The following is a 13,726-nucleotide window of genomic DNA, read 5'->3' on the forward strand; positions in this document are numbered from 1 at the left end:
CTTTGCGCCGAGGTGACGCCCCGTGATTCGCGTCGTGACGCTGGACCCCTTCGACGACAAGCAGCTCGCCAAGCTCAACCGGACGCTCTACACGGCGTTCGGCGTGGGCAGCGAGCACTCCGGCTCCGCCGAGATGCCTCCGGGCCTGGGCGAGCCGGTGGACGCCGAGAAACTGCTGGAGCAGGTGAAGGGCATTCGCGCCTATCAGGACGACAAGGTGCTGCTGCTCACCTCGCGCAAGCTCAAGGAGCGCGAGCTGCCCAGCGGCACGGCCCCCACCCCGGGCTTCGCTCGCCAGGGCAGGGACCGCTCCGTCATCACCACCCAGCCGCACAAGGACCTGGAGGTCGGCTTCAAGCCGGTGGCCCGCCACGCGCTGCACCAGTTGGGTCACCTGTGGGAGCTGCACCACTGCCTGGACCCGCGGTGCTCGATGTACCCGCCCTGGACGCCGTCGTTCTCCCAGGGTGAGCCCATCTTCTGCACCTTCTGCCGGGAAAAGAGCGAGCAGAAGATTCGCCTTGCGAAGTCCTAGCATCCAACGCGCGCTGCCCCTCCTGGAGTTGGGGGGGCTCTTGCTGGTCGCGCTCCTGTGTCTCGTCTTCCACCTCCGGCTGCCCAGCAAGCTCCCCTCCGAGGAGAGCTACCGCGCGGTGGCCGAGCGACTGAAGGCGGAAGGCCGCCCCGGTGACGCGGTCCTGCTCTTCCCCTGGTGGGCGGAGCGCGCCCGGCTCTTCGTGCCTCCCGGGCTGCCCGTCTACGGCTACCTCGGCTCGGACCACGATGACCTGTCCGCGCATCCGCGAGTCTGGGTGCTGGGCCAGCCGGAGCTGCCCCGCTCGGACGAGGCGACATTCCTGAAGGACTTCCTGCCCGAGCGCCGCGCCGTGGGCCCGGTCGTCCAGGAAGGCACGCTGACGCTGAGCCTCTACGAGAACGGCCGGCATCGTCCGCGGCGGTTCAACGCGGCGGACCGGGTTGCACAAGCACGTGTGTATCTGGAGTCACTGGATGGCACGCGCGCGCCCTGCCCTTTCGACGGGACGGCGCACCGCTGTCCGGGGCCCGGCAACGTGTACGTGGCCACCGAGTGGCATGAGGTCTTCTACGAGCCGCGCCACTGTCTGTGGATGCCCGCGCCCGGTGGAGCGCGCCGGCTGGTGGCGGAGTTCGACGGGGTGCCCGGTGGCGTGGGGTTGAGGCTCGAGGGTGGCATCATCTTCGAGTACGCGTTTCCTCGGGACGCGCAGCTGACGACGGCGTTCCTGGGCGTGGAGGACGCGGCCAGCGGCGCGCCGCTCGTGGAGGTGGCGATACCTCCCGGACAGGAAGGCGTGAAGAAGTCGGAGGTGCTGCTGCCCCCGGGTGAGGCGAGGACGGTGAAGGTCTGGGTCCGCTCGGAGAATCCGGACCGGCGGCAGGTGTGCCTGGACGTGCTGGCGTTGGAGCCGGTGGTGGGAGTGAAGGGATGACGGGCAGGCCCGCCACTCGCGAGGAGAGATACACGGCGTGGGCGCTGTGGACGCTGGCCTTCGTGGCGCTGTGGCTGACGGAGTCCGCGGTGGGCTACACGCGCGACGAGAGCGTCTACTTCGCCGCGGCGGAGAGCTACGCGGGCTGGTTCCGGCAGCTCTTCCACTCGCCGGCGCGGGCGATGACGGACGCGGCCATCGTCCGCGCGTGGGACTACAACCACGAGCACCCCGCGCTGATGAAGACGCTGTTCGGGCTGAGCCACCTGCTCTTCCACGAGACGCTGGGGTGGATGCGCTCGGCCACGGCGTTCCGACTGCCGGCCTTCGCCATGGCGGCGCTGGTGCCCGCGCTGAGCTTCCTGCTGGGCAGCGCGCTGTATGGCCGCACCGCCGGACTGTTCGCCGCGCTCGTCTTCATGCTGGTGCCGCGTCAGTACTTCAACTCGGAGCTGGCGTGCTTCGACCTGGCGGTGGCCGCGCTGTGGCTGCTCGTCGTGTATTGCTTCTGGCGCGCGCTGGAGGACACGCGGTGGGGCATCGCGTGTGGTGTCGCGTTTGGACTGGCGCTGGCCGCCAAGCACAACGCCTTGTTCCTGCCCTTCGTGCTGACGCCCTTCGCGCTGTGGCGCGCCTGGTCCGCGAGCGAAGGCGAGCCCGAGACGCGCGCATGGCTGCTGCGCTTCGTGGGCGTGTTCGCCTCGGTGGCGGTGCTCTACGGCTTGCTCGTGCTCTCCCTGGGCGGAGGCGAGGGCTTCCAGCGGAAGTTCTTCCTGCTCAGTCCCCACTCGCTGCTCTTCGTGAGCCTGGCCGCGGGCGGAGCATGGACGCTCAAGGGGCTGGAGAAGGTCAACACACGGGTGACTCGCGCGCTGGTCCCCATCGCGGCCATGGCGGTGCTCGGGCCGGTCATCTTCTACCTGCACTGGCCCTACCTCTGGCATCAGCCGGTGGACCGCACGGCCTGGTACCTGGCCTTCCACGCGAAGCACAATCACTACGCCTGGTTCTATCTGGGCACCCTGCTGCGTGAGCCTCCCTTCCCCCTGGCCTATGTGCTGGTGAAGACCGCGCTCACCGTGCCCACCAGCCTCTTCGTGCCGATGGTGACGGGCTTCACCGCGCTGGCGGCCCGGGTGCTGCTGGGCCAGTTCGAGAAGTCGCGCGCGTGGGTGCCCCCGGTGACGATGGCCGAGGCCCTGGTGGGGGTGAACGCGATGGCGTCCATCCTCGTCATCAGCCATCCCCAGGTGCCGCACTTCGGCGGTGTGAAGCACTGGTTCCCGTCGATGGTGTTCCTGGGCCTGCTCGCGGGCCAGGCGGTGTCTCGCGGCTGCGGCGCCTTGCTGGAGCGACTGCGTGCGCGCTGGCCCTCGGTGCCGGGGCTCACGGTGTCCGTGCCCGTGTTCGCGGTGCTGCTGGCGCCCGCGCTGGTGTACTCGGCGCGCGTGTTTCCGTACGGCACGGCGGCGTACTCGGAGCTCGCGGGCGGACTGCCGGGCGCGGCGACGCTGGGGATGCAGCGGCAGTTCTGGTCCAGCCACGTCACGGGCGTGCTGCCGTGGATCAACGAGCACGCGAAGCCGGGCGCGCGGCTGTTCCTGCATGAGGTGCACGGCGGCTCGTTCCGCGACTACCAGCGCAACGGCATGCTGCGGCCGGACCTGCGCGCGGTGGGCAGTCCCTTCGACGCGGACATCGTCGCGTACCAGTACCACCAGGAGTTTCGAGAGTTCGAGTTCAACACCTGGCAGGCGTTCGGCACGCGCACGCCCACCATGGGCCTGTACCTGGACGAGACGCCGCAAGTCGTCGTCTACGTGCGGCCCGAGTCACAGCCGTAGGGCCCCTGCGGTCGGGCTGTCTGCCCTTGGATGAATGGCTCGCGCCCGAGGGAGGGGCCAACGGCGGGTGCCTCCAGGAGGGGCATTGCCGGCGTCTGGCCTCCCTGCCCACCTTCCGCGCGAAGGCTCATGCCCAGAGGGGGGACGTCCACCATGCATCTGCTCAAGCTTCCGTCGATTCTCGCCGTGTCCGCGGTGCTCTGCTTCTCGGCCGGCTGTTCCAAGCGGGGCTCGCAATCGAAGGGCGCCGAGCCACAGGCCACCACGCAGCCGCCGTCCTCGACATCCTCGGCGCCCACGGCCCAGGCCCCCCAATCCAAGTCCAAGTCCAAGAGCGTCTCCGACGACAACTGCCCCATGGCCCTCCCCGGCACCACCGCCAAGGCAGAAGACACCCCCGAAGGCGTGGCCCTCACGCTCAGCACACCGGAGCCCACGCAGGTGTCCGAGCTCCAGCAGCGCAGCCGCCGGATGCTCCATGAACAGGCGACCGCCACCCAGCAGCGCGCCAGCAACGCGACGCCCATGGAGGAAGCGGAGCGCGAGGACCTGGGCATCGGCCAGCTCGAGGAGCAGGACGGCCTGGACGAGACAGGCATGGGCGGCTCGGGCATGGCGGGCGCGCCGACGATGCCCGCGAGCGCCAGCGTCCAGGACACGCCGGACGGCGTCGTCATCGTCTACAGCGCGCTGGACCCCAAGAAGCAGAAGCAGCTCAGCAGCGAAATCCACAGCGCCGCCGAGCAGATGAAGCCCGGCAAGTGCCCTGGCATGGGAGGCCCCAGCCCCAGCCTCGAGTGAGGCCAGTGGACCTCAGCCTGCGCTCCCCGATGTCCCTGGGGGGCGCAGGGCCGCCAGCGCGTACTCCGCCACCGTGTCCGCGTACTCCGGCGTGAGCGGCGCGGTGCGCAGCAGCCAGCGATGGAAGAGCGGCCCGACGAGCAGCTCCACCGCGACGTCCAGGTCCACCCCCGCCGCCACCTGCCCCGCGCGCTGCGCCACGCGCAGGCGCTCCTTCGTGACCTCAAGGCTCGGCCGCAGCAGCGTGTCCACGAACTGCTTCGCCAGGGCCGGGTCCAGCTGGGACTCGGCGGTGAGCGCGCGGGAAGGCACCTCGAAGCGAGGTGAGCAGAGCTCGGCGGCCGTGGCGCGCAGCACCAGCTTCATGTCCGCCACCACGTCGCCGGTGTCCGGAAGAGGCGCGGTGTCCCCCATCAGCGCAGCGAAGGCATCCAGCACCAGCGAGCCCTTGTTCGGCCACCAGCGGTAGATGGTCTGCTTGCCCACTCCCGCTCGCGCGGCGATGGCCTCGATGGTCAGTCGCGCGTAGCCCATCTCTCCGACCAGCTCCACGACCGCTTTCAGGATGGCCTGGTGCGAGCGCTCGCTGCGCCGCCCTGCATCCGGTGTCTTGCCTTCACTCATGACCTCTCACGGTAGCGGGGCTGCGGCAATACGCAACGTCTCGTCTTGACAATCAACCCCTCAGCACTCATCTTGGTCGGATACGAGACGATTCGTATCGTCTCAATCCAAGGAGAAGCGACATGCGACGACGAGCCCACATCGCCATGGTGAGCATCCCGGCGCATGGCCACGTGAACCCGAGCCTGGAGGTCATCCGCGAGCTGGTGGCCCGAGGCCATCGCGTCACCTACGCCAATGACCCGTCCTTCGCGGACGCCATCGCTCGCACGGGAGCGGAGCTGGTGCCCTACCCCTCGACGTTGCCTCGCGAGGGCGTGCCGGGACGGGACTGGCCGGAGGACACCATCGGGCAGCTGTCGGTGTTCCTCGACGACGCGATGGCGCAGCTGCCCAGGCTCCGCGCGGCCTACGAGCAGGACCGGCCGGACCTCTTCCTCTACGACATGGCGGGCTTCGTCGCGCGCGTCCTCGCAGAGAACTGGGGGCTTCCAGCCGTGCACCTCTCGCCCACCTATGTCGCGTGGGAGGGCTACACGGAGGAGATGGCGGGAGTGATGGAGTCCCTGCGCGCGGCCCCTGGTGGCGCCGACTACTACCGCCGCTTCACGGAGTGGCTGACGTCCTGCGGCGTGGCGGAGACGGACTCGACGCTGTTCGTCGGCTTGCCCACGCGCTCGCTCGTCCTCATTCCGCGCGCGATGCAGCCTCACGCCGACCGGGTGGACCCCAAGCGCTACACCTTCGTCGGTCCGTGCATCGACGAGCAGCGCGAGTCCCAAGGCTCCTGGAGCCGCCCCGCGAACGCGAAGAAGGTGCTGCTCATCTCCCTGGGCTCCACGTTCACGAACCAGCCCGGGTTCTATCGCCAGTGCATGGCCGCGTTCGGAGCGCTGGAGGACTGGCACGTGGTGCTCAACATCGGCCGACACCTCGAGCCCTCCGCGCTGGGGGAGATTCCATCCAACTTCGAGGTGCACGCGTGGCTGCCGCAGCTCTCGGTGCTCAAGCAGGCCGACGTCTTCATCACCCACGCGGGCATGGGCAGCACCCAGGAGGGACTCTGGTGCGGCAAGCCGATGCTCGCCGTGCCCCAGGCCACCGACCAGTTCAGCAACGCGGACCGCATCGTCGAGCTGGGGGTGGGACTGCGGCTCGACACCGCCCAGGCCACCGCGGAGTCATTGCGCGCTGCGTTCGACCGACTCCGCCGTGAGCCACACTTCATGAAGCAAGCAGCAACACTCCAACGTGAGCTGCGCGACGAAGGCGGCGCCAGGCGTGCCGCGGACCTCATCGAGCAGGCCCTTCCCCGTCTCGACTGAGGGACGGACGGCGGGAGGGGGCCACCATCCGTGTGGCTCTCCCGTCCGTCGGACCCTCCGGAGCCCCGGACCCACCGTGCGCGCCGCCTTGGGATGAACGGAGCGGATGTAAACTTGCGGTCTTTCCGTTGGGTGGAGGAGAGCAGACGATCAGGACTCTTCCCTCGGTTTCCAAAGCTCGAAGTAGTCTGGCGAGCGCGAATGGTGGATCTTCCACGCCCCGGGAGGAACACATGAAGCGCTGGAGCGCGGTGCTGGCAGTGGCGGCGGTGTGCGCGGGTTGCCAGGACAGAGTGCAGGACGACAAACCGACGCGGGCGCAGATTCGCAAGACCGGGCCGGCCACCATGGAGGTCATTCCCTCCGACGGCCAGCTCCCCTACTGCATGCTCTACACGGTGTCGGAGAAGGGCGTCATCCGCCAGCTCACGCTGACAAAGGAGAACCGCTCCATCCGCTGCGATGCGAACAAGCCCGTCGCGAACACCAGCTTCCGAATCCCCACGCAGGAGGGGAAGGTCAAGGTCTACATCTTCTTCTCCGACGACCGCATCCCGGCGGGTCCCGTCGCGCAGCAGCTCTATGACTTGCGCGCGCAGGAGCGCATCAGCGCCATGGACCTGCGCCTTCCCGGACGCGTGCAGGTGGAGACGCTGGACTTCGTCCCCGAGCTCCCCACCTCCACGGATGCCCAGGGCGAGGCCCCCAAGGCGCCTCCGAGCACTCCGGACATGGGCGTCCCGGTGAACAAGGACAACGCCCCCGCGCCCGCCCAGCCCGCGGCATCGGGCGAAGACAAGTAGCGCCCGCCGTCTCCCCAGGGAGGCGCCCACCTCCCCGGGACGGCGCCTCACCTCACCAGGCCTCTTTGGCCAGGGCCAGCAGGTCCGCTTCCGTCACCTTCCGCGGGTTGCACTGATGGCAGGCGTCCTGGAAGGCCTTGTCGGCGATTCTCGGCAGGTCCTCCTCGCGAACGCCCACGTCGCGAAGCCGCGCGGGGATGCCGATGGCCGCGTTGAGCTTGCGCACCCGGTCGATGGCGTTGCTCGCGAGCACTTCTTCCCGCGCATTAGAGGAGTCCCCCATCGCCACCGCCACACGTGCCAGGCGCGCGGTGCTGGTGGCCCGGTTGAACTCCATCACCACCGGCAACACGACGGCATTCGCGAGCCCATGGTGAACGCCGGAGATGGGCGTCAGCGCATGGGCCAGGGAGTGGCACGCGCCCAGTCCCTTCTGGAAGGCCATGGCGCCCTCCATCGCGGCCACCATCATGTCCGTGCGAGCCGCCAGGTTCGTCCCCTCGCGCACGGCCGTCATCAGCGAGCGGCCCACGCGGTGGATGCCGTCGATGGCCACCGCGTCCGCCAGCGGATGGAAGCCACTGGCCACGTACGCCTCCAGGCAATGCGTGAAGGCATCCATGCCCGTGGCAGCGGTGACGCCAGGAGGCAGCCCCAGCGTCAGCTCGGGGTCGACGATGGCGGCGCGCGGCAGCAGGTGCGGACTGAAGATCACCGTCTTGCGCCCCGTGTCCTCCAGCGTCACCACGCCGGAGCGGCCCACCTCCGAGCCCGTCCCCGCCGTGGTGGGGATGGCGATGAGCGGCGGCACGTCGTCGCGGACGAACTGGTCTCCGCCCGTCGCGTCGTCGTAGCGGCTCAGCGGCGGCTCGTGGGTGGAGAGCAGCTGCACCAGCTTGCCCGCGTCCAGCGCACTGCCTCCGCCCAGCGCGATGATGCCGTCACAGTCATTGCGGCGATAGACCTCCAGTCCCGCGAAGACGTCCTTCTCCGTGGGGTTGGGCTCCACGCCATCGAAGACGGCGCAGTCGAGGCCCGCCGTCTTCATCACCTCCAGCACCTTCGAGGCGAGCCCCGCCTTCACCACCCCCGCGTCCGTCACCAGCAGGGGGCGCTTCATCTTCAAGCGCTGGGTCTGCGCGGGCAGTCGCTGGAGGGCTCCCGCGCCCAGGACGATGCGGGTGGGCCAGGCCATCTCGATGACACGAGGCTCGGTGGGGATGTCGAACGGCTTCATCTCAGGTTCCTCCCTCGGGCTCATCAGATGAGCTCCAGGTAGCGCTCCAGCTCCCAGTTGGTGACGGCGCGCTCGTACTGGCGCACCTCCCACTCGCGCGTGCGCACGAAGTGGTCCACGAAGCCCTCGCCCAGGATCTCCCGGGCGCGCTCGCTCTGCTTGAGCAGGGCCACCGCTTCCTTCAGGTTGCGAGGCAGCGGCGCGGCCGTGTGGGACGCATACGCGTTGGCGTTGCACGGAGGAGGAGGCTCCACCTCGTTCTCGATACCCCACAGGCCCGCGGCCATGCTCGCCGCCATGCCGATGTATGCGTTCATGTCCGCGCCGAGCTGCCGGTACTCGATGCGCATGGACTTCGCGTCCTCGCCGATGACGCGAATGGCACAGGTGCGGTTCTCCAGGCCCCACGCCGCGGTGGTGGGCGCCCAGGTGTTCTCCACGCTGCGCTTGTAGCTGTTGATGGTGGGCCAGTAGAGCGCCGTCAGCTCCGGCATCAGCGCAATCTGCCCGCCGATGTAGCTGCGCATGAGGCGGCTCATGCCGTGGGGCGCGTCCTCGTCGTGGAAGAGGTTGTGCTCCCCCTTCAAGTCCCAGAGCGACTGATGCACGTGCCCCGAGCACCCCGGCAGCTTCGCGTTCACCTTCGCCATGAAGCACGCGGTGAGGCCCTGGCGCGCACACAGCTCCTTCACCACCGTCTTGAAGAGCGCCGCCTTGTCCGCCGCGCGCTCCACGTCGTCGTAGCGGATGGCGGCCTCGAAGACACCGGGCCCCGTCTCCGTGTGGAAGCCCTCGATGTTGAGGCCGAAGCCGTTGCAGCCATCGATGAGCGAGTGCACCAGGGGCGCGTTGAGGGACGTGCGCAGCCACGAGTAGCCGAACATGCCCGGCGTCAGCGGCGTCAGGCCCTGGAAGCCCTTCTCCTTCAGGGTCTGCGGCTGCTCCTTGAAGATGAAGAACTCGTACTCGGCCCCGAAGCGAGGCAGGTAGCCCAGCTCCCTCGCGCGCCCGGCAATCTTGTGCAGGAGCTGCCGGGGACTGGCCTCGAAGGGCGTGCCGTCCGGATTGACGAAGTCGAGCAGGAAGGCCGCGGTGTCCGGCTCCCACGGAATCATCCGCCCGGTGGAGACATCCACGGTGGCATGTGCATCCGGGTAACCGGTGTGCCAGCCCGTCACCTCGGTGTTGTCGAGCAGCTCGTCGGCCAGGTCCCAGCCGAACACGACGTCACAGAAGCCCAGGCCGTTCTTGGCCGCGCTCAGGAACTTCTCCAGCGAGACGTACTTGCCGCGCCAGACGCCGTCGATGTCCACGGCGCCGACCTTCACGTTCTTCGCGCCCTGGTCCTCCAGCCACCGCTTGAGGGAGTCGGAGCCTCCAGACTCTCGAGGCCCGGGGGTTCCGCGCACCGGTCCCCTGCGCTCCTTCGTGCGGGCCCTGCGGGCCACGGCCGGATGCGTGAGGACCTTCGCCTTGGGACGGGTCGCCATCGGGACCTTCCTTCCTGGGGTGAGGGAATGCTCAGACGTCGGTCGGCAGCCGGGTCCACACCGCCTTGCACTGGAGGTAGCCCTCCAGCGCGTGGTGCGACAAATCACGGCCCCAGCCGGACTCCTTGTAGCCGCCGAACGGCGCGGCATCGTCGAACTCGTTGAAGCAGTTGATCCACACCACGCCGCTCTTCACCTTGCGAGCCAGCGCATGCGCCTTGGCCACGTCGTGCGTCCACAGCGAGGCGGCCAGTCCATAGAGCGTGCCATTGGCCAGCTCCAGCGCGTGGGCGTCGTCCTTGAAGCGCAGACAGCTCAGCACCGGGCCGAAGATCTCCTCCTGGGCAATCTTCATGTCGGGCTTCACCTCGCCGAACACGGTGGGCCGCATGAAGAAGCCCTTGGCCTTGAGGTTCTCCGTGTCGCGCTCGCCGCCCGCCAGGAGGTGGGCGCCCTGCTGACGGCCGCTCTCGACGTAGCCCAGGATGGTGTCGAGCTGCTTCTGGCTCACCTGCGCGCCCATCTCGGTGGACGGGTCCAGCGGGTCTCCCACGCGCAACTGCCGCGCCCGCACCACCAGCCGGCCCACGAAGTCATCGTAGATGCCGTCCTGCACGAGCACGCGGCTGCCCGCGTTGCACGTCTCGCCCTTGTTGCCGAAGATGCCCCAGAAGCACGCCTCCACGGCGCGCTCCAGGTCCGCGTCGGAGAAGATGACCTGGGGGCTCTTGCCTCCCAGCTCCAGCGTCAGCTTCTTCAGGTTGCTGCTCGCCGAGGCCTGCATCAGCCGGCGCGCGGTGCGGCCAGAGCCCGTGAAGGAGATCTTGTCCACGTCGGGATGCCGCGCGAGCGACTCCCCCGCGGGGTCTCCGTAACCGGTGACGACGTTGATGACGCCGGGAGGAAAGCCCGCCTCCAGCGCGAGCTCGCCCAGCTTCATCGCCGTGAGCGGCGTCATCTCCGACGGCTTCACCACCACCGTGCACCCGGCCGCGAGCGCCGGGCCCAGCTTCCAGCACAGGATGCAGGTGGGGTAGTTCCACGGGACGATGAGGCCCGCGACGCCCACCGGCTCCTTGAGCACGTAGGTGTGGAAGGGCCCGTTGACGGGGAGCACCTCGCCATGAATCTTGTCCGCCCAGTCCGCGAAGTACGCGAGGGTTCCCGCGCCTGGAGCGACATCGCCTCGGACGGCGTCGCGGAAGGTCTTGCCGTTGTTGAGCGACTCGACGAGGGCGAACTCCTCGCGCCGTTCCCACAACAGGTCCGCCAGCTTGCGGATGAGCTTGCCTCGCTCGCGCGCGGACATGCGGCTCCACGGCCCGGACTCGAACGCGCGCCGGGCCGACTTCACCGCGCGGTCCACGTCCACCGCGGCGGCGCTGGGCACGTCGCACACCTTCTCCCCCGTCGCCGGATTCACCACGGGCAACGTGCCACCCTCGAGCGGCTCCACGCCTTGCCCGTCGATGAGCAAGCGCAAAGCGGGAAGGCGCGGGGTGAGCGAACGAGCATCTATCATGGGGATTCCTCGGGGCACACGGGGGCGTTCCAGACGACAGATTGGCCAGGAGCGAACACAGGTGGCACGACAGGGTAGGAATGACGTCCAGACGCGGCAACATGCGGCGGTGAAGAACGTCCTGTTGCTGAAAGCCGGTGAGGCCGCGGAGCACGTCCGTCTCACGGTGGGCGACTACGAGCAGTGGTTTCTGACCACCATCGGACTGAAGGGCTATCGCTTCGACATCCTCCCGGTGCATCGCAACGCGCCGCTGCCACGCGATGCGCGCGCGTATGACGCGGTGATGATGACGGGCTCACCCCTCTCGGTGACGAAGGTGGAGCCGTGGATGGAGCACGTCTCCGACTTCATGGTGGACGTCGCCGAGAAAGGCACGCCCGTGTTGGGGGTGTGCTTCGGCCATCAACTGCTCGCACGCGCCTATGGTGGAGCGGTGGCGCGCAATCCGCTGGGCCGAGAGACGGGCACGGTGGAGGTGCGGCTCACCGAGGCGGGCCGCCGCGATGCCTTGTTCGACGGCGTGCCGGAGGTCTTCCCCGCGCAGGCCACGCATGAGGACATCGTCACGCAGGTGCCTGGGGATGCACGGGTGCTCGCGGGCAATGACAACACCGCCGCGCAGGCCCTGGCGTTTCGAGCGAACGTGCGAGGTGTGCAGTTCCACCCGGAGGCGGCGCCGGAGGCCCTGCGCGCCGTCATCCACGCGAGGCGGGAGGGCCTGGAGCGGGAGGCCGTGGCCCGAGGGGGTACCCCCGGAGAGCACGTCCCGAGACTGCTCGCCGGGCTTGCACCTACTCCCGCTGGGCGCCAAATCCTGATGAACTTCCTGGAGCGATTCACCTGACCCGCACCGAGGCCCCCCTTGTCGCGTTACCTGTCTCCCCTCCTCCTCGTCCTCCTCATCTCCGCGTGCTCGAGCGAAGACCCGTGCGACGAAGCCCCGCGCTGTGACGAGTCGGAGGCGCTCAACTGCGAGGTGGCCTGCACGGTGGGCCCCTGCTCCACCGGCGCCATCTTCCAGCAGTGCGACCAGGGCACCACGTGTACCGTCGTTCCGGGGGACCGGAGTGACTCGCGCTTCTACCGCTCCAGGGCCGTGTGCGCGCGGAGCCTGAATGTGTGCGACCCGGCGACGGCCCCCGCGCCCACCTGTGAGGACGGACGCTTCGTGGTGGGCTGTGGCGCGCACCGACGAGACATCCGCGCCTTCTGTTCGCAGGCCGCGCTGTACTTCAAGAAGGTCCCCACGTGCTGCCTGAACGGCGGAGGCGATGGTGGCGTGGCGGACGGTGGGACGGATGGGGGCACCACGGACGGAGGCTCCACCGACGGCGGGACAGCGGACGCGGGCAACTCCGATGCAGGTCCTCGAAACCCCGACGCGGGCCGCTGAGGAGCACGCACATGCCTTCGCGCTGGGACCATCTCTTCGACCTGAAGCCGATTCCCCTCCTCGACCACTTCGTCGAAGAGGTGGCGAAGCTGTTGACCAAGGACCTCCGGCAGTGGCCGCCCCCTGTCTCCGAGCTGGACCTGGACACGGGTGGAGCCTTCGCGGCCCTCTTCACTGAACCGAGCGCTCGCCCCTCCCCCGCCGTGTACGCGGAGGCGTTCCGGCTGACGCGGTGGGAGCTGGGGCACGAGACGGATGCGTATGACGATTACATGCGCAACAAGCGGTACCTCGAGCATGGGCTTGCGCCGACGGACCGGACACCGCTGCTGTTCCTGTCGCGATGGCTCACCGAGCAGATGCTGGGATTGGGCGAAGCCACCGAGGGGCGCGTGAAGCGCAAGAACATGCGCGAGATCCTGGACCGGATGGAGTCCAAGCTGCGACAGGAGTCGAGCCTCCTGGCGTGAATGTCCACGGCGCATCGGGCGATGTCGCGCCCGCTTGAATCATCGTGTGAGCCGTCACTCCCGGGGCGCCATCCCTGGGAGATGCACGTGGGTGGAGATGACGGGCACGACGCAGCGCACAGGGTATCTGTGCGAGCATCGACATCAATGCTCCGTTCTTCGGGAAGAGGATGTGCTGAGCCGTCGACTTCACTCCCGCCCAGCACGCCACTTGGCATTCTCCGAGATGAACAGCTCGAGCGAGACGAGTCCCCGGAGAGGAGGGCTCTCACGTCGGCGATGAGCCTGATGAACGAAGCAGCCACGAGTGCTCTGGCACGGCCGGAAACAGTCTTCACGACGGCCTGCGCATCCCAGGGCGTGAGCGGGATGTCTGGCGGCGCCACCACGGAGATGAACCCGGGAGACCCAGGATGGAGGCATCGAGCGCGAATGACCTCGCGGGCTCCTTCAGATGAGCGGGCGCGTCTCCCGCCGCAGTCCTCTCTGGTCCAAGGGATTGTGTGACAGAAGGCTCCCTCGCGCGCGACATCCGTCCTGTCGGAGCTCCTGCTCCACGGCAGCCCACGCGTCCCAGAGCGTGAGCGGGCTGCCCAGCGGCGCCACCACGGAGATGAACCGAGCGCGAATGACCTCGAGGGCTCCTTCAGATGAGCGGGCGCGTCTCCCGCCGCAGTCCTCTCTGGTCCAAGGTTTTGCGAGACAGAAGGTTCCCTCGCGCGTGACATTCGTCCTGTCCGAG

The 13,726-nt window shown here is 68.7% G+C and carries 13 protein-coding genes; 9 read left to right on the forward strand and 4 right to left on the reverse strand.

All coding sequences use genetic code 11. From position 1 onward, the window contains the following. Window positions 1–22 precede the first annotated feature (22 nt). The 4 genes from MYSTI_RS30835 (at window position 23) to MYSTI_RS30855 (ending at window position 4,117) form a co-directional block, all read left to right on the forward strand. Complete coding sequence (locus MYSTI_RS30835) at window positions 23–535, forward strand: hypothetical protein (protein WP_015351739.1); 513 nt, start codon at window positions 23–25, stop codon at window positions 533–535. Continuing rightward, window positions 522–1,472, forward strand: coding sequence for a hypothetical protein (locus tag MYSTI_RS30840; RefSeq protein ID WP_015351740.1), 951 nt, complete (start codon window positions 522–524; stop codon window positions 1,470–1,472). The genes MYSTI_RS30835 and MYSTI_RS30840 overlap by 14 nt, the downstream gene beginning before the upstream one ends. Beyond that, window positions 1,469–3,316, forward strand: coding sequence for an ArnT family glycosyltransferase (locus MYSTI_RS30845; RefSeq protein ID WP_015351741.1), 1,848 nt, complete (start codon window positions 1,469–1,471; stop codon window positions 3,314–3,316). Before MYSTI_RS30840 ends, MYSTI_RS30845 begins: the two co-directional genes overlap by 4 nt. 153 nt (window positions 3,317–3,469) lie before the next feature. Continuing rightward, window positions 3,470–4,117 (forward strand): hypothetical protein, encoded by a 648-nt coding sequence (locus MYSTI_RS30855; protein WP_015351743.1) that lies wholly within the window; start codon window positions 3,470–3,472, stop codon window positions 4,115–4,117. Window positions 4,118–4,129: 12 nt separating this feature from the next. On the opposite strand, the gene MYSTI_RS30860 is transcribed toward MYSTI_RS30855, so the two are convergent. Next, a complete protein-coding gene (locus MYSTI_RS30860) occupies window positions 4,130–4,741 on the reverse strand; it encodes a TetR/AcrR family transcriptional regulator (protein ID WP_015351744.1) in 612 nt (203 codons plus the stop codon). Window positions 4,742–4,863: 122 nt separating this feature from the next. Between MYSTI_RS30860 and MYSTI_RS30865 the strand changes: the two genes are divergently transcribed. Both MYSTI_RS30865 and MYSTI_RS30870 read left to right on the forward strand, forming a co-directional pair. Next, window positions 4,864–6,066, forward strand: coding sequence for a macrolide family glycosyltransferase (locus MYSTI_RS30865; RefSeq protein WP_015351745.1), 1,203 nt, complete (start codon window positions 4,864–4,866; stop codon window positions 6,064–6,066). Between the two features lie 233 nt (window positions 6,067–6,299). After that, entirely contained in the window at window positions 6,300–6,869 is a 570-nt protein-coding gene (locus MYSTI_RS30870) for a hypothetical protein (protein WP_015351746.1), read from the forward strand. A gap of 52 nt (window positions 6,870–6,921) precedes the next feature. Here MYSTI_RS30870 and MYSTI_RS30875 read toward each other — a convergent pair whose 3' ends face one another. The 3 genes from MYSTI_RS30875 to MYSTI_RS30885 are packed head-to-tail and all read right to left on the reverse strand — an operon-like array spanning window position 6,922 to window position 11,118. After that, window positions 6,922–8,106, reverse strand: a complete 1,185-nt coding sequence (locus MYSTI_RS30875; protein WP_015351747.1) for an iron-containing alcohol dehydrogenase — start codon at window positions 8,104–8,106, stop codon at window positions 6,922–6,924. A gap of 23 nt (window positions 8,107–8,129) precedes the next feature. After that, on the reverse strand, window positions 8,130–9,596 hold the full coding sequence (locus MYSTI_RS30880) for a glutamine synthetase family protein (RefSeq protein WP_015351748.1): 1,467 nt from the start codon (window positions 9,594–9,596) through the stop codon (window positions 8,130–8,132). A 31-nt stretch (window positions 9,597–9,627) separates the two neighbouring features. Next, window positions 9,628–11,118 carry an aldehyde dehydrogenase family protein gene (locus MYSTI_RS30885; RefSeq protein ID WP_015351749.1) on the reverse strand — a complete coding sequence of 497 codons (1,491 nt, stop codon included), beginning with the start codon at window positions 11,116–11,118 and terminating at the stop codon, window positions 9,628–9,630. A 61-nt stretch (window positions 11,119–11,179) separates the two neighbouring features. Between MYSTI_RS30885 and MYSTI_RS30890 the strand changes: the two genes are divergently transcribed. The 3 genes from MYSTI_RS30890 to MYSTI_RS30900 are packed head-to-tail and all read left to right on the forward strand — an operon-like array spanning window position 11,180 to window position 12,984. Beyond that, entirely contained in the window at window positions 11,180–11,965 is a 786-nt protein-coding gene (locus MYSTI_RS30890) for a glutamine amidotransferase (RefSeq protein ID WP_015351750.1), read from the forward strand. Between the two features lie 18 nt (window positions 11,966–11,983). After that, entirely contained in the window at window positions 11,984–12,514 is a 531-nt protein-coding gene (locus MYSTI_RS30895) for a hypothetical protein (RefSeq protein WP_015351751.1), read from the forward strand. Window positions 12,515–12,525: 11 nt separating this feature from the next. After that, on the forward strand, window positions 12,526–12,984 hold the full coding sequence (locus MYSTI_RS30900; RefSeq protein ID WP_015351752.1) for a hypothetical protein: 459 nt from the start codon (window positions 12,526–12,528) through the stop codon (window positions 12,982–12,984). Window positions 12,985–13,726 lie beyond the last annotated feature (742 nt).

The sequence above is a fragment of the Myxococcus stipitatus DSM 14675 genome, assembly GCF_000331735.1.
Classification (GTDB): domain Bacteria; phylum Myxococcota; class Myxococcia; order Myxococcales; family Myxococcaceae; genus Myxococcus; species Myxococcus stipitatus.

Bases quoted from the DNA above. Each gene is read 5' to 3' on its own strand.
- MYSTI_RS30880 (WP_015351748.1), bottom strand. From the start codon at position 9,596: ATGGCGACCCGTCCCAAGGCGAAGGTCCTCACGCATCCGGCCGTGGCC.
- MYSTI_RS30870 (WP_015351746.1), top strand. From the start codon at position 6,300: ATGAAGCGCTGGAGCGCGGTGCTGGCAGTGGCGGCGGTGTGCGCGGGT.
- MYSTI_RS30855 (WP_015351743.1), top strand. From the start codon at position 3,470: ATGCATCTGCTCAAGCTTCCGTCGATTCTCGCCGTGTCCGCGGTGCTC.
- MYSTI_RS30860 (WP_015351744.1), bottom strand. From the start codon at position 4,741: ATGAGTGAAGGCAAGACACCGGATGCAGGGCGGCGCAGCGAGCGCTCG.
- MYSTI_RS30865 (WP_015351745.1), top strand. From the start codon at position 4,864: ATGCGACGACGAGCCCACATCGCCATGGTGAGCATCCCGGCGCATGGC.
- MYSTI_RS30845 (WP_015351741.1), top strand. From the start codon at position 1,469: ATGACGGGCAGGCCCGCCACTCGCGAGGAGAGATACACGGCGTGGGCG.
- MYSTI_RS30900 (WP_015351752.1), top strand. From the start codon at position 12,526: ATGCCTTCGCGCTGGGACCATCTCTTCGACCTGAAGCCGATTCCCCTC.
- MYSTI_RS30885 (WP_015351749.1), bottom strand. From the start codon at position 11,118: ATGATAGATGCTCGTTCGCTCACCCCGCGCCTTCCCGCTTTGCGCTTG.
- MYSTI_RS30875 (WP_015351747.1), bottom strand. From the start codon at position 8,106: ATGAAGCCGTTCGACATCCCCACCGAGCCTCGTGTCATCGAGATGGCC.